At 66.8% G+C, this 14,051-nt stretch carries 14 protein-coding genes and 3 pseudogenes; 12 read left to right on the forward strand and 5 right to left on the reverse strand.

What is annotated here, in order from left to right:
• Positions 1-219: 219 nt before the first annotated feature.
• Positions 220-648 (forward strand): STAS domain-containing protein, encoded by a 429-nt coding sequence (locus tag FXF51_RS59900; protein ID WP_148443780.1) that lies wholly within the window; start codon positions 220-222, stop codon positions 646-648.
• Positions 649-748: 100 nt separating this feature from the next.
• Here FXF51_RS59900 and FXF51_RS59905 read toward each other — a convergent pair whose 3' ends face one another.
• Both FXF51_RS59905 and FXF51_RS59910 read right to left on the reverse strand, forming a co-directional pair.
• A complete protein-coding gene (locus FXF51_RS59905; protein ID WP_222871995.1) occupies positions 749-1,405 on the reverse strand; it encodes a tetratricopeptide repeat protein in 657 nt (218 codons plus the stop codon).
• 410 nt (positions 1,406-1,815) lie between these two features.
• Entirely contained in the window at positions 1,816-2,571 is a 756-nt protein-coding gene (locus FXF51_RS59910; RefSeq protein ID WP_148443781.1) for a hypothetical protein, read from the reverse strand.
• An 86-nt stretch (positions 2,572-2,657) separates the two neighbouring features.
• On the opposite strand from FXF51_RS59910, the gene FXF51_RS59915 reads away from it, so the two are divergent.
• Positions 2,658-3,524, forward strand: a complete 867-nt coding sequence (locus tag FXF51_RS59915) for an alpha/beta fold hydrolase (RefSeq protein WP_148443782.1) — start codon at positions 2,658-2,660, stop codon at positions 3,522-3,524.
• A 193-nt stretch (positions 3,525-3,717) separates the two neighbouring features.
• On the opposite strand, the gene FXF51_RS59920 is transcribed toward FXF51_RS59915, so the two are convergent.
• Positions 3,718-4,785, reverse strand: coding sequence for a hypothetical protein (locus FXF51_RS59920; RefSeq protein WP_187415205.1), 1,068 nt, complete (start codon positions 4,783-4,785; stop codon positions 3,718-3,720).
• A gap of 712 nt (positions 4,786-5,497) precedes the next feature.
• On the opposite strand from FXF51_RS59920, the gene FXF51_RS59925 reads away from it, so the two are divergent.
• From FXF51_RS59925 to FXF51_RS64040, 5 genes and pseudogenes are all read left to right on the forward strand, one after another.
• Positions 5,498-6,013 (forward strand): hypothetical protein, encoded by a 516-nt coding sequence (locus FXF51_RS59925; protein WP_148443784.1) that lies wholly within the window; start codon positions 5,498-5,500, stop codon positions 6,011-6,013.
• A gap of 933 nt (positions 6,014-6,946) precedes the next feature.
• Positions 6,947-7,153: a hypothetical protein gene (locus FXF51_RS59930; protein WP_148443785.1), complete on the forward strand. Its 207-nt coding sequence runs from the start codon at positions 6,947-6,949 to the stop codon at positions 7,151-7,153.
• Between the two features lie 713 nt (positions 7,154-7,866).
• Positions 7,867-8,418: a hypothetical protein gene (locus FXF51_RS59940; RefSeq protein ID WP_262380664.1), complete on the forward strand. Its 552-nt coding sequence runs from the start codon at positions 7,867-7,869 to the stop codon at positions 8,416-8,418.
• Positions 8,419-8,498: 80 nt separating this feature from the next.
• Positions 8,499-8,747: pseudogene (locus FXF51_RS64035) on the forward strand (DNA methyltransferase); the annotation flags it as partial.
• Positions 8,748-8,869: 122 nt separating this feature from the next.
• Positions 8,870-8,977 (forward strand): annotated as a pseudogene (locus FXF51_RS64040) (site-specific DNA-methyltransferase); the annotation flags it as partial.
• Between the two features lie 540 nt (positions 8,978-9,517).
• Here FXF51_RS64040 and FXF51_RS59950 read toward each other — a convergent pair.
• Together FXF51_RS59950 and FXF51_RS59955 are read right to left on the reverse strand one after the other, a co-directional pair.
• Positions 9,518-9,934: a hypothetical protein gene (locus tag FXF51_RS59950; RefSeq protein ID WP_148443787.1), complete on the reverse strand. Its 417-nt coding sequence runs from the start codon at positions 9,932-9,934 to the stop codon at positions 9,518-9,520.
• The gene (locus FXF51_RS59955) at positions 9,931-10,404 is read right to left on the reverse strand and encodes a hypothetical protein (RefSeq protein WP_148443788.1); all 474 of its coding nucleotides are present in this window, start codon (positions 10,402-10,404) and stop codon (positions 9,931-9,933) included. The genes FXF51_RS59950 and FXF51_RS59955 overlap by 4 nt, the downstream gene beginning before the upstream one ends.
• A gap of 195 nt (positions 10,405-10,599) precedes the next feature.
• Between FXF51_RS59955 and FXF51_RS59960 the strand changes: the two genes are divergently transcribed.
• From FXF51_RS59960 to FXF51_RS59980, 5 genes and pseudogenes are all read left to right on the forward strand, one after another.
• On the forward strand, positions 10,600-10,845 hold the full coding sequence (locus FXF51_RS59960) for a hypothetical protein (protein ID WP_148443789.1): 246 nt from the start codon (positions 10,600-10,602) through the stop codon (positions 10,843-10,845).
• A gap of 107 nt (positions 10,846-10,952) precedes the next feature.
• The gene (locus FXF51_RS59965) at positions 10,953-11,237 is read left to right on the forward strand and encodes a hypothetical protein (protein WP_222871996.1); all 285 of its coding nucleotides are present in this window, start codon (positions 10,953-10,955) and stop codon (positions 11,235-11,237) included.
• Positions 11,228-12,310, forward strand: coding sequence for an integrase core domain-containing protein (locus FXF51_RS59970; protein ID WP_148443790.1), 1,083 nt, complete (start codon positions 11,228-11,230; stop codon positions 12,308-12,310). The genes FXF51_RS59965 and FXF51_RS59970 overlap by 10 nt, the downstream gene beginning before the upstream one ends.
• A 385-nt stretch (positions 12,311-12,695) precedes the next feature.
• The gene (locus FXF51_RS64045) at positions 12,696-12,809 is read left to right on the forward strand and encodes a recombinase family protein (protein ID WP_148443795.1); all 114 of its coding nucleotides are present in this window, start codon (positions 12,696-12,698) and stop codon (positions 12,807-12,809) included.
• Positions 12,810-13,766: 957 nt separating this feature from the next.
• Positions 13,767-14,051: pseudogene (locus tag FXF51_RS59980) on the forward strand (transposase); the annotation flags it as partial.

The following is a 14,051-nucleotide window of genomic DNA, read 5'->3' on the forward strand; positions in this document are numbered from 1 at the left end:
CCCCGCTTCGCCTCGCCCCGCTTCGCCTCGCCCCGCTTCGCCTCGCCCCGCTTCACCTTTGCCTCGCTGGGCAGGCGGGTCGTGCCGGCCAACGTGTCACACCTGCGGCTCGTCCCGAGATCGAGGAAATGACGCGCCTGGTTCGCGGGTATGTGGTAAGGAGGATTTCCCGTTCTCGGTCACAGCAACTGCCCCCCGTCGCTCCGGCAAGGGAGTCTCATGCCATCGCTGTCCGCACACCACCAGCACCACGTCGGCGCGACCGTGATCAGTCTGGCCGGGGAGATCGACCTCGCCTGCGCTCCCGGCCTGCACCACTTCATCGCCCAGGTCCGCCGCCACCCCACCGACCACCTGATCTTCGACATGGCGGAGGTCACCTTCATGGACAGCATGGGCCTGCGCGTCCTGCTCGACGCCTACACCCTCGCCGAGCGGCACGGCGGCGCCGTCCACCTGACCGCCCTGCACGGCGCCCCCGCCCGCCTCCTCTCGATCACCGGGCTGGACCAGCGCTTCCGCCTCCACCCCAGCACCGGCACCGCCCTGGCCGCCGTCGCCGACACCGTCGTGCCGCACTTGCCCGCTCCTGGCGGCGACGCGCCTGGCTTCGAGGACGACGGCCCCGGCCGGGCCGCATCCGCCTGACACCTGCGATGCGGCTCCGGCCGGGCTGCGTCCGGCTGACCCCTGCGGTGCGGCTCCGGCCGGGCTGTGTCCGGCTGACCCCTGCGGTGAAGCCCCTTCGTCAGGGTCTCTCCCCATGATCGGTGCCCAACGCCATGACCTGCGCACGCGCCTCCTCGACCTGCGCCATGATGCGCCGGGCCCCGCACGACTCAGCGAGGGCATGCGCCTCGTCCGCCAGTGACAGCGCATCATCCCGCCGGCCTTGCGCCGCGGCGATGTAGATCAGCCCCACCTGATTGGCGGCCACACCGGCGGGCAGCCCGATCTCCCGCCGCAGCCGTACCGACTCCTCCAGTCGTTGCCTGGCGGCCTCCAACCGGCCTGCGGCGTGGTCAGCGATCCCCAGGTGCCGAAGCGCCTCCGCCTGGGTATGCCGATCTCCGGCACTCAACGCCAGCTCATGGGATTGCTCCAGCAGCGGGACGGCCTTGTCGTGATCGCTCCGGACCACCTGGTGGAAACAGCCCACCCAGAACATCGACTCGGCCTCGCCCGCCGCGTCACCGAGCATCCCGTACAACTCCGCCGCCCGCTCGAACAGCGCCAGCTCACGCGGATCCTCCAGCCGGTCATCGAGGAACCGCGCGTGCAGGATCCGGCCCCGTGCCAGAACGAGGTCGGCTTCGACCTTGTCCAGGCCCCTCTCGGCTTCCGCCAGTCCACCTACCTCGCCGGCGTACACAGCCCGTTCATAGGACCGCTTGGCCTCTTCCACGCCTCCTCCTCCACGATCACGCCTCCTCCTCCACGATCACGCCTCCTTCTCCACGATCACGGCGACACCACGATGCAGGGCCGACGCCAGCCCGTCCAGCTCTGACCAGCGAGACGGGTGAAGAAGCCGCACAGCACGCGAAACCTGACCCAGCCGCGGCACGGACAGCCGCCCACCGAGCAGAGCGACCAGCGCCCCCAGCGCATCCTTCGCACCGCGGCGTGACCCTCGGATGGCGTTCCGTCCAGTACGCGACCACCTCCAGGGAGAGCGCGGCGACACGCAGCTCGCTCGCACCCGAACCAAGTTCCCGGACGCGAGCGGGCCCTCGACGGTGAGCTCGTGGCCTGCCGCCATCGCGACCCATCCCATGGCACATCACCCTGCGGCGGGGCAGCCTGCAAGAAGCGTCAGCACTCGACCTCGAACTCGAGCTCGTCGTAGCGCCGCTCCGCGATCTGCTCCCGCGTCCCCGCGATGAAGGTGATGGCATCGTCCCCGAAGACCTCGCTCTCCGGGATGCCGACGAACAGCACGTCCCCGCGGTCCTCCACCGGGTTGTGCCAGGCGCGGGAGTAACCGCCGAGCTGGATGTCGAACCTCCACCGGACCTCGGGAAGGTCCCCCATCGCCTCTATCAGCTTGGTCACACGGCCGGCCCGCTCATCGTCCCCCTCGGCGTAGTCGGCTGCTTCCGCGACGTCGGGCCAGTCGAGATGGGCGGGCTGGGTGATGCCCGGGACCGCGTACAGGGGGAACGGCTCGCTCGGCTCCGCATCCCTCCGCGAGCGGCGTTCGACCGTCTCGGCCCCCGCCGGCAGGTGAATGACGACGCCTTCCCCCGGGTAGTAGCCCAGTTCAGCGAGGATGACCAGGTGGCCGTCGGTGGGAAAGTCGATGTCGAGGACGCCGGTGGGGATGGCGGCACAGTCGATGGTCACCACATGCTGCAGCTCCAGGGGCGCTTCCATGTCGGTGGGCAGATGGGCGAGCCCAACGGCCCGAGCGGCCGGACGGGCGTCCTTCTTCAGCTCTTCCGGCAGCTCGTCGTAGGGGCAGAGGTAGACGCAGGGGCGCAGCAGACGGACGAACGCCTCGGCCACCGGCTCGGGCACCCCGAGAGATCGCCCGGCGTCGAGGACGGCTTCACGCACATTCAGACTCATGGACGTCCACAGTGCCATGCGCCGCTGACACCTCCGCGCCGTTTCTGGGTAGGGCTGCCATCTGACTCCCGGAGGAGACCTAAACCATGCCGGCACCGCTCAGGCATCACACGATCGACGTAGACGGAATCGCGACCTTCTATCGGGAGGCCGGACCACCGGACGCGCCGGTATTCCTGCTTCCCCACGGCTACCCCTGTTCCTCCTACGAATTCCGCGACCTCATGGCCGCCCTCGGCGACCGCTGGCGGCTACTCGCCCCGGACCTGCCGGGCTTCGGCTACAGCGCCACCCCCGAGCACTTCTCCTACACCTTCGACGGCTACGCCGCCTTCCTCGAACGCTTCACCCACGTCATGGGCCTGCGGCGCTGTGCCATCTACCTGCACGACTACGGCTCCCAATTCGGCTTCCGCCTGGCCCTGCGAGCCCCGGAGAAAGTCGCCGCACTCGTCATCCAGAACGGCGACATCTACGAGGACGAACTGGGCCCGAAATACGCTTGGCTCAAGGAGTTCTGGGCCGACCCGACGGACGAAGGCCGCGCCAAGATGGCGCAGAACGTCTCCGAGGACGGTTTCCGCGACGAATTCGTCGGCGAACTGCCCCCGCACCTCGCCGAACGCGTACCCCCGGACCTGTGGAAACTCCATTGGGCGCTGATGAACACCCCGCAGCGCCGCCGCAACGTCGTGGGCCTTTTCGAAGACCAGGCCACAACTCTCGGCTGGTTCCCCAAAGAGCAGGCCTACCTGCGCGAACACCAGCCTCCCACCCTCATTGTCTGGGGGCCGCACGACGGCTACATGCCTGAGGGGGCGGCGCGCGCGTACCTGCGCGACCTGCCGGACGCCGAGCTCCACCTGCTCGACGCCGGCCACTGGGCGCTGGAGACCAGCCTCGCGGAGATCGTCCCCCTGGTGCGCGACTTCCTCGGCCGTGTCCTGCCCTGACCTCTGACATCGAGACGCGAGAGGTCCGCCTGTCTGCCTGCCTGTACGCGGGCGGTGTCCCTGCCAATCCCGGCCGTCGTGCACCGAGAACGTCCACAAGATGTACGTCGAGTCCCTCCGCGGAGCCCGGCTACCTGGCCGAGGCCCAGAAGGAAGCCCGCTCCAGGTCTGGACCCCACCAGCCGGCTGAGGTTCAGGAACTCCCGGGCGCGGGCCGCCACACGAGAGCGCGCCGCGAGCCGTCGGGCGCCTCGGCCCACCCGGTGATCTCGCCCTGCGCGTTGACGGCATTGGCCATCGTGGCGGTGCCGGTCGCCGGGTCGGGCAGCAGAGCCGGCGCCGCGCCGGGCCCGGTCCAGACAGCCGCGTGGGCGGCGGTCCCAGCCCCCGTGCAGGTGTGCGTGCCGACGATCACGTCGTCGTCGTTGACGGCCTTGGGCGCGGCCGTCCCGCCGGCGTCGGGCAGGCGCCGCATGCCCTCCTCGGCGCTCCAGATGTAGCCGCCCGCAAGCACGCCGTCCGCGCCGAGCGCCGACTGACCGACGATGTGGCCGTCGCCGTTGACCGCCTCGGCCTGGCTCCACTGGCCGCCCAGCGTGCCGAGCTCGGTGATGACGCCGTCCTCCCAGAGGAACGCCCGGTGCGTCCGCTGGCTCGCCGGGCCGGGCGGTTCGAGGAGGCGCTGGGTGCCGGCGATCTGCCCGGCCGGGTTGACGGCCGCCGCGTTGCTGCCGGAGACGGCGGCGAGGTCGGTCCTGACGCCGTTGTGGATGCGGAACGCCTGGTAGCGGGCCGTGCCGTTGGGCAGCAGGTGCCGGTATTCGCCCACGATGACGCCCGCGCTGACGTCACGGACCCGGGTGGGGATGCCGCCGAAGACGCCGAGGTCGGTCATGGTCCCGGCGCGCCAGTGGAAGGCGTGCCCCTTCTCCGTCGCCGTGTAGCTGTTGCCGACGACGTTGCCGTCCTCGTCCAGGGCATTGGCGGAGGCGTGGCCGCCGCCGAGACTGCCCAGATCGATCACCTGCGCGCCGTCCCAGACGGTCGCCCGCTGTTCGCCGGTCGCGCTCACGCTGGAGCCGGCGATCTGTCCTGAATCGTTGATGTCGAGCGCGTACCCGGTGACGCCCAGGTCGGTGACCTCCCACTGGTCGGTGGTCGCCGGGCAACCGTCCGCCACGGCCGGGCCCGCGCCCGCCGCCTGCCCGGCCATGAGGAGGATGCTCGCCAGAACGGTCAGGTTCGTGCGCGTGGATCCCATGATCACCCCGCGGGTTCGGAGGGCCAGCAAAACGATCACCAACATATGCGCGTGATCGCGGGTCGCCAAGGCATGAAGGGGAACGTCACCATCCGTCCGTACGCGATCTCAGCAGGCGGCGATGCCCCCATGCATCTCAAGCGTTCGTTGTGATGAGCCGGTGAACGCTCGCCGGCGACGTAGCGCTTCGAGCAGCGGCTGACCTCTGCCTTGGACAGGCCGTTCCAGGTGCGATTTTCTCAGCCTGGCGCTCGGCTCGCAGCTCCAGCTTGTCCTCGGCGGTCGCGACCATGCATCAGCCTTTCTCGATGCTCAGATCGAAGTTCTCGGTCGGCGACATCAGTACGTCAACACGAAGATCGCCGACATGGTCTGATCGCTGCGATCGTCAATTCCTGGCTGGACGGTATGCGGAGCGACGCCGAGGCCGCAGGCGATGCGCCCGCAACCTGCGAGCGCCAACGAGAACGGGCGGGACCCACAGCGGACGAAGGTGTCCGCTGTCACGTCCGGACAGAAAAGGCCGCCTATGGCTGCGCTTCGAAGGGCAAGTGCGCAGAGGACGATGTCGTTGACAAGCTGGGCGGCAATCCAGAAGATGTGCTCTTCAACGAGGCACCCGGCCCCGCACGCGTGACGAACAACCGGTTTGCCTGAGACGTCAGGCCAAATACAAGCGAGGCCCGGCACGAAGTTCGGCTAGCAGACCGGAGTGCTGATGCGTTGGAAAGCCGAGTGGCTGTCGGATCCGGGATACGCGCCGGACATGTCAGAACGCTTGGAGACGCTGCGGCACTCCGACGACCCAGAGGCTCTGGCGGCGGCCAGAGCCTCGGTGGAACACGCCGTGGCGCCGAACCACGTCCTCTTCCCCGGCGCCCGCCACGTCGTCCCGATTCTGCTCGAGATCCTGGAAAGACGCGGGCCGCACGTTCGCGCGGAAATCTACGACCTGCTGACCGAGCTCTCGCAATCCGAGCCACTCGGAAACGCCTCGGAGGACGCCGAGACCCTGGCCGCCGTCAGCGGCCAGGTGTCCGCGGCGTTGCCGGCGGCCTGGCGGGACCTCGGGAGCGGGGACTCACAGCTCGTCTTCGCCGCGATGGACCTCATCGGCTTCGCCGACCCGGACAAGGACGAATTCGCCGAACGGCTGCGTCGCTCCTACGAATCGTTCGACGATCGTTGCCGGCGTAATGCTGATGAGTGGCTCGCGGAGCTGACGTGAATCTTTCGACGGCAAGGCCCTGTCCGACGTCAGCCGGGACGCCGACACCCACACCCGCGTCCGCCACGACGCCCCCGACCTGGTCATCCTCCGCGTCAACGGCCGCCAGCACCACCTCGGCATCGGCAGAACTCACGCCTGAACCCAGGTCATCCTGCTGATCGACGACCTGCACATCCGCGTCGCCGACGCCATCACCAGAGAACTGCTGCGCGAACCGACCCTCGACTACCAGCCCCAGGCAAACCCAACACGATGATGTCCCCGTTGACGACGGCGGAGTGCTCGCTGGGATCGCCGGAGCAAGCAGATCGGTCTCTGGGGAAGCTCGCGGAGCAAGATAGTGCCCTGACCTGTGCTTCTGCACTACCGGCGGACTGCTGCAAAATGGCGCAATCTGTGGCTTGCACGACATCTGGAAGATAGCAAGTTGGCCGTTGAACAGATGCGGCTCTCGCATCCGCCTTCTACAAGTACGAGTGCCGGACTAATCACTCATGCCGTGCAAGGCGGATGCTGCACTTCATCGCTGAATGATGTTTCTCTCGCCTGTCCAGTTGCGGGTCTCAAGATGCGTGCGGCCCGCTTCGGCACCCGCACGGTCGTGGTGTCGTCCGCAGTCGCGTGCAGGGACGCGTGCTGTCGGGCGTTGACCGCTTGCCATGAAATTAGTTTTTAGGCATTTTGATCGAAGGATGGCAAGGGCCGTCGTAAGGGTATACGCCTCGCCCTTGCGGGAAGATCCGTAGGGCGTAAGATTCCGTGTTGGTGGAATATGGGAGGGCGTCGACGGTTGGATCCCGCATAAAAGGAACATCGACGTAAACGCACTCGGTGGTGGGGCACGAATTTTCGACGGTCACGTAGCGGTATGCCCCCTTGGAGAACCAGTTTGTAGCGGTTACGCACTGTCGCCCGAGAGCGTGAGCCGGCGTGATCGTTGCGGCGCCAGCTGAAAGCATGACCGTCACGGCGAGCGCAAGGCCTCCTGCGGTCCTGGGCAAGCGAATCGTCATTGATGAACCTCCGTTTGAGAAGTGGGCCGACTTCTCCGGCTTCGGCCATGTTGTCCGGCTTGCCGGTGAGGGCTTCATGCATGCGGGAGAACTTGATATCTCCTGCTTTTGTGAAGCCAGGTGATAGCTTTGGGTAATCACTTGGACGCGTCAAGCGTTGATGTCGAGATGGCATTCTGCATTTCTTGCAGCGCCCAAGTCGGGCATTCGAGACTATCTGCCCAAGTCCGAAAGGTGTGTCGTGCGACCCTGGTTCGACTATTTGAGGGCACAGCTCTGCATGCGAGTGCATCGAGCTCGAACTGCTCCGACAAGAGGGGCGTCCGCGGTTGAGTGGGTAATCATCACCGCCATTGTCGCGGTTGCCGTTCTCGGTGTGGCCGCCCTATTCAAGTCACTCGTAGCCGAGTGGATGGGTCGTCTGGAGAACCTCGAGGGAGGGGGCGTCGCCGAGCCCTAGACGCTCACGTTCGTCAGGCCGGATAGGTCATGGATGCTCATCGTCATCGCTGTAGGGCTTTCTGTGACGGGGTGCCGCTGTGTAGCGCTGCCCGTGGTTTCCCGAACAGGAGCCCTTACGTCATCCCTTCGCTGACTGACGCGGCAGCACGATCCGCTTCGCTACGTCTCATCCAGATCGCAGATCACTGGTCCTGGTGGCCCCGCAGTTCGAAGGAGGGCTTTTCTCCCATGTGGACGAATGGCAGGTCGCGGGAGGCGCAACCTACGGAGGCGGGCCCTCTGAGCCAGGCGAACTCCCTGACCGCCGCCACCGCGCGAGCGCTACCGGCTCTTGCTCGAGAGCGACGGCCGGCGCTCGCCTCGCTCGCAGTTCTGTTGATTCTGGGTGGCGCGCTGGCGACCACGGTGCTGGTGACGAACGCTGACAAGCGCGTTTCGGCGATCATGGTCACGAAGCAGATCGGCGCCGGCCAGCCGTTCGACCCGGGATCGATCCGCGAAGCGCTGGTCGTCGAGGACGGCGTGCCATACGAGCTGTGGGCCCATCGAGCGCAAGTCGCTCAAACTCGTGCCGCCGTCACCCTGCTCGCGGGCACGCTGGTTACTCCAGACATGACCATGGAACGGCACAACGAGCTCGTCCCCGGCAGAGCGCGGGTGGGCTTGGCGCTCAAGCCCGGCCAACTGCCCAACGAGATGCAACCAGGTCAGCGGGTACAGATTGTGCTCGTTCCTGGCGGTAACGGCACGGAAGGGCGGCAGAGTCGGCTATTGGCCGAGAACGCGCTCGTCACCGATGTCCGTAAGAGCCGGAACGGGGCGACGGAGGAGGTCACCGTAGTCGTGGACAGCGCTACCGCGCCGGAGATCGCCGCGTACTCTGCCGCAGATCAGATCGTCATCACAGAGCTTCCCGGTTCTCGCTGAGATCAGCAACTGAGATCGGCCCCTCAGCCGATGGTGCGCCCGCGCTCACGGCTATCAGTGCCCCGAAGAACCTGCTCGGCATGCCGTGGCGGGTCGCTCTCGCTCTCCAGGAGGACGGCTGGATCCTGCGGAACGCCATCGTCTGGCACAAGCCGAACGCGATGCCGCAGTCCGTCCTGGACCGGGTCTCCACCCGACATGAGATGATCTTCCTGCTGGTCAAGCAGCGCCGCCACTGGTTCGACCTGGACGCCATCCGGGAGCCGTACACCGGAGATCGGCCCTTGTGCCGCCGGGCGCGGAAGGGCTGCAACAAGCCCAGCAGCATCGCAACTCCGTGGCCGGCCGACGGCAAGTACCACGACGACCAAGACGCCTTCTGCGGCAAGCGCCACGACAGCGCCATGCAGGCCACCGGACGCCGCCATCCGGCAGCCCACCCCCAAAGCAGGTGTGGTCCATCTCCACCCGCCCGCTCAAGGCGGCACACTTCGCGGCATTCCCCATCGACATCCCAGTACGGGCCATTGCCGCCGGCTGCCGCCCGGACGGCAGTGTCGGCGATCCCTTTGCCGGAGCGGCAACCACGGCCCTTGCCACGTGGCAACTCAACAGAAAACAGCGAGCCGTTGTGCGATCTTGCCTGTGCCCGCATCGTTGCAGCGGCTGCCGACTCGGCTACGGAAGACCCGAAAAGGTGACCGGGAGCCTGTCCAGAGCCGTCCGAAAAGGCTTTCACAGCGCACAGCGCAGGATCGGACCAGCGGGCGGAATCATCGGCCGAGCGTGCGCATCGAACTCGTCACCATCGGCGGTGCTGAGGACGATGAGATCGAGGCGGCCCAACTCGCCGCCATCTGGGAGATCCTGCATCACGTGGCGGAGCGCCGCAGAGCGTGAGCTCGTCCTGAGCTGACGCCGATGGCGTCGAGGCCGCCCCTGGCCACCGAGATCCCTCTTGGTGGCCAGGGGCGCCCATCGCCATCGGCGTCACCGCCGCCTGTACGACGCCCTGGGTGAAGGCCGTCGCCTCGGTCGATCGCCAGCACTCGGAGGTCTCGACGAACCCTAGAAGCGCTGCAACAAGGAGAGACGAAGTTCACCGGCCAATGCAAGCGGCGTGGGCGCTGTGCAGGGCCGCTTCCTTGTCGACGGCGCCGATCAGGGTCTCCGGCTTCATGGCGGACGCGGCATGCACGAGTTGCCAGGCGACGTCGCTCCATTCGCCCTCCAACTTCTGCACCCGCAGGGCGGCTCCTTCGAGCGCTGCCTGGTGTTTGGCCTGCCAGACGTCTGATGGGCGGATGGGGTGGGCCAGCTCCGTCTGCAGGGTCTGATCGTTGCGCTCGTCGGCTTGTGTTACGGCGTCCTGGTACGCGGGGAGGAATACCCGGCACGCTTCCACGATGTCGGCGGGTGGTCGCGTGACGGTCAGTACTCCTACGGCCGCCAGCAGGCCAACAACAACGGCCGCGGTCACCGAGACCGTGATGGCCGCGGCGACTGCGGGCTTCATCCGCGTCGCCAGTGGCCGTCGCGGCACACGTAGGTGCGTCCGTTGGACGCGATCCCCACGGCGCCCGGGGTGCCGCAGAAGGCGCCAGGGCGGATGCCCGTCACGGGCTCCGGCTCGGGCTCGGGTTCTGGCGTGCGGGTGCGTTTCGGGCGGCGTGAGCCTGCATTCGGGTCGAGGTCGTCTCTGTCGTTCGCGGCCTTCACCCCGTCGCCGTCGGCGTCGTTGTCGACGGCGTCTTCGACGCCGTCCTCATCGAGGTCTTCCAGAGCCTCCGACTCCTCTTCCGCGGGCGTCTCGGACGTCACTGTCAGGGTTGGTGTCGAGGTGAGAACCACGTGTGCCGGCGGCGGTTCGTCGTCGGCCGCGAACAGCATGTTGCATCCGCCGATGACGAGAAGCATGATCACAATCAGGCAGCCGCACCCTCTGGCTTGATCACGCGTGGTGAGCTTTTTCGTGGCGCTGGTCATGGCGCGTCCTCAGGGAAGCGAGCACAGGTGGTAGTTGAGACGCTGCTGTCAGCAAGGAGGTTCACAACGCTGGGGTCCCAAAGAGTGGAGCACGGCGGTTTCATGTCGAAGGGATACAAAGGGCCTGCTCAGGGCCTTCCGGCGTGGCATCTGCAGCGCATTGTTCGAAGCCTGGTCCACATGGAGTCCGGACGCATGGATCTGGCCGCGGGTGGACGCGGCCATGCCCATGAGGCATTCGACATCCCGATCGCCCGCACCAAGATCGAGTACGAGCTGGGACAGGCCGGCGTCATGCTTCTGGTGGCTGATGAACCGTTGCCACAGCTCGACCGTCCCAGGGGCGGTCGCTCGCGTAAGCGGGCGACGCCGGTGCCCTTCCGCGTCAGAGTCAATGAACCAGTTCCGGTCCGAAATACCTATCAGCCGCGGGTAGTTTGATCACTCCGTGGAAGAGGTTGGAGCAGGTGGCAGGACCACAGCAGGACCCCAAGTCGACCCCATCGCGTACGGGCAAGCCGGGTAAACGTACGTTGCTCGCCCCGTCGGTGAAGTACCAGGTGTTCGTCGAGGTGCTCGCTGGGCAGTCCACCCAGGGCGAGGCGGCCGAGAAGTACGGCGTGAACCGGATGACGGTCAACGCCATCTGCAAGACCGCCAAGCAGGGCGCGCTGGATGCCCTGGCCGGCGCCTCGACGTCGGGCCGTCCGGGCAAGAGCCCCGAGGCTGTGGAGTTGGAGGCGGCTCGCAGGGAGATCGAGCGGCTGCGTGCGACGGTGACCGAGCAGGCCGTCGCCTTGCATCTGCACCAGGGAAAATCGCTTTGGGGCTGAACGCCGGCCTGGTCCCGCCGCGAGTCGACGCCTCCGTCAAGGCCGGTCTGCTGGAGCTCGTCGCGCACGCGGCCCGCAAGGGCGGCTGGTCGACCCGCCGTTCGGCCGCGCTGCTGGGGCTGGATCACGTGCGGGTGCTGCGCTGGCAGGCCCGCGCTGTGGTCGGCCGCCTGGCCGACGCCAAGCCGGGTCCGGAGATCGTGCTGCACGCGCTGTTGCCGTGGGAGCGCGAGGCGATCGTGAAGATCGCCGAGGAGTGGCTGGAGATCGACCGCAGCCATCGCAAGCTGGCCCATCGTGGGTCGCGGGTGGAGGCGTTCTACGCCTCGGAATCGACCGTGCTGCGGGTGCTGCAGGCGGCTGGGATCAAGGTTGCCGAGCGGCCGGTGCGCGAGCGGCGGCCACGCCGGGAATGGCCCGAGTGGGCCGAGCTGGTGCCGGGCGTGATCACGATCTATGACTTCACGCACTTCCGGGGCGTGCCGTCCTGGTGCGCGATCGCGGTCCTGGACGTGGTCTCGCGCTACTGGCTGGCCACCGTGGTCTCCCCGGAGGAGACCTCCACCCAGGTCGAGGTGGCCTACACGCGGGCCCTTCAGATGCTGGGCAAGGCGCATCTTCTCGACGACGAGGGGTTCGTGGCCGAGCTGCGGGACGGCCAGGTGCCCGACCACGACGCCTTCCCGGTGCTGCTGGCCGTCTCCGACAACGGGCCGCAGATGACGTCCTCGGCGACCAGGACGTTCATGGCCGGGGCACGGATCGCCCAGCATTTCGGCCGTCCCGGCACCCCCAACGACCAGGCATGGATCGAGTCGCTGTTCGGGCACGTCAAGGACGAGTTCCCACACCTGGACAAGATCACTGACCCCGGAGAGCTGGAGGCCGAGCTGGACTCGATCCGGACGTTCTACAACGAGGTCAGGCTGCACGAGGGCCTCGGCTACGTCACCCCCGACGACGAGCACCACGGGCGCGGTGAGGCGATCCGGCAGGCCCGCCGGGCCGGGCTGAAGGCCGCTCATGAGGCCCGGGTTGCGACCCGGCGCGAACTACGCCAGGATCCCGTATAACCCCTCTCGCGACTGATAGGTGCTTTCGGCCCTATCTGGTGCATTTTCTCTGACACACCTCGGGTGCTGACCAGGCGTGTCAAGCAGGCCGTAGCCGAGTGGTACGTGCTCCAGATGCTGGAGCTGTCTTAGGATGCCTTCTGAGAGCACGCCGAGCAGGGCTGGAACGTAGGCAAGCCCTGCTACGACCACCGCACCCAGTGGCCGCCAAGCGCGCAGAAGGCAAGAGCAAGAGCCGCCGTGCCGCATGCGGTCGGAGGCCCACGGTCACGTAGATCTTGATGCTCCGCGGCGTCCACAAGCTGGGTTACGACGCCATCGCTGACAAGCTCAATCTCGAACCTGAAAGTTCCCGCCACCGACGCCGGTCGATCCTCGGCGCGCTCTGGGGATATGGAGCGGCTATGCAGTCCGCGAGCTTCTTTCCAACCCGAAGTACACCGGCTACATGGTGGGGAATCGCCGTACCACCGAAAGGGCGGCAAGAACAATCCGATGAGCGAGTGGGGCTGGTCATCCCCGCCTACGCATGAGCACTTGGCGCCCAAGGATCTCTTCCAGACGGCCGCCACGATCCGTCGCGGGAGGCAAGGCTCAAGGTCCACGCCAGGCCTCAGCAATCACCCCTAGGCCAAACGCACGTATGCCCTTCGCTCGTGCGTCATCTGCGACCTCTGCGACCGGCGCATGCACGGTAAGAACCGCCACAAGGTCTCGTACTACGCCTGCGAGCCGGACATGCACCACCACAAGGATCGCTGTAAGTGGTACGCCAACCATCCCACTATGACCAGGTGAGCGACCGCCGATGCCAGCTCCCGTTCTCGTAGATGATTTCGCGTGGCGTCGGAACTTCGAGCAACGGTGGGCCTCAGGCTAGTGACCTGGAGAGCCAGGTGCCCGATGCTCCCGCATCGGCTCTCACAGGTCCTGTGTCCATATGCCGGAAGGGTGTTCGTCCGGCCTCAACCATAGGTGCGGCTGATGGGAGGTTACTCGACGACCCGCTTGTGACACGACTATTGGCTCGTGAGTGGTTGAACCCCCGCTGGGCGGGAGTGCTGCTGGGATCAATGGCGCCGGCGCGGCCCTGCGGACCAGGATCAGTGAGATGCCGCAAAGCGTCGTGAGCAGCGGTACGCAGAGCGGGGCTGCAGCCATGCTGACGAGCTATTGCTCCCGACGTCTGTCCACGTTCGTGGGGATTGCCCCGCGGGGTGGTCGTGACCGGCGCGGTCCACGTGTCGGCCCTGTACACGTGGACTGCCTGTCTAAAGGTCAAGAGTCCATCGCCCGGACTCGCGGGTAGTCGGGCCATCCACATTCATCGAATGCTCGAGAAGCGTGAAGCTCACTCCATCTGTTAGCTCTAAGACTTTCCCGGCCCCGACTCTTGAAGAGTCTGCTGCCACTCGCCTACGAGATTCTTTATCAGCAGAGCAAGTCCCAGGGCAACGTGATCTGCGACAACGACAGCATTCACCATGCCCATGCCGTCACCGCCTACCTGGACGAACACCCCACCATGGAGGTGTTGTTCGCAGCACGCTACAGCCCGCACGACAACCCGGTGGAGCGCATCTGGGCCGCGCTGAAGGCGTTCATCGCCAACACCGCCGTCAGCTGCCCCGGCCGCCTCCGACAGATCCACGCCTTCTTCCGCGCCCGTTCACCGAGCCAGTTGCTCGCCGCAGCGGCGCCCTGGACCAGCCCTTGGCTGCCTGCCGGTTACAAGCGGAAC

Origin of the sequence: Nonomuraea sp. PA05, from assembly GCF_008086045.1 — a bacterium.
GTDB classification, from domain to species: domain Bacteria; phylum Actinomycetota; class Actinomycetes; order Streptosporangiales; family Streptosporangiaceae; genus Nonomuraea; species Nonomuraea monospora.

What these genes read in the sequence shown, in the direction of transcription:
- FXF51_RS59955 (WP_148443788.1), bottom strand. Translation starts at nt 10,404, where the DNA reads ATGACCAGCGCCACGAAAAAGCTCACCACGCGTGATCAAGCCAGAGGG.
- FXF51_RS59920 (WP_187415205.1), bottom strand. Translation starts at nt 4,785, where the DNA reads ATGGGATCCACGCGCACGAACCTGACCGTTCTGGCGAGCATCCTCCTC.
- FXF51_RS59900 (WP_148443780.1), top strand. Translation starts at nt 220, where the DNA reads ATGCCATCGCTGTCCGCACACCACCAGCACCACGTCGGCGCGACCGTG.
- FXF51_RS59960 (WP_148443789.1), top strand. Translation starts at nt 10,600, where the DNA reads ATGGATCTGGCCGCGGGTGGACGCGGCCATGCCCATGAGGCATTCGAC.
- FXF51_RS59950 (WP_148443787.1), bottom strand. Translation starts at nt 9,934, where the DNA reads ATGAAGCCCGCAGTCGCCGCGGCCATCACGGTCTCGGTGACCGCGGCC.
- FXF51_RS59915 (WP_148443782.1), top strand. Translation starts at nt 2,658, where the DNA reads ATGCCGGCACCGCTCAGGCATCACACGATCGACGTAGACGGAATCGCG.
- FXF51_RS59910 (WP_148443781.1), bottom strand. Translation starts at nt 2,571, where the DNA reads ATGAGTCTGAATGTGCGTGAAGCCGTCCTCGACGCCGGGCGATCTCTC.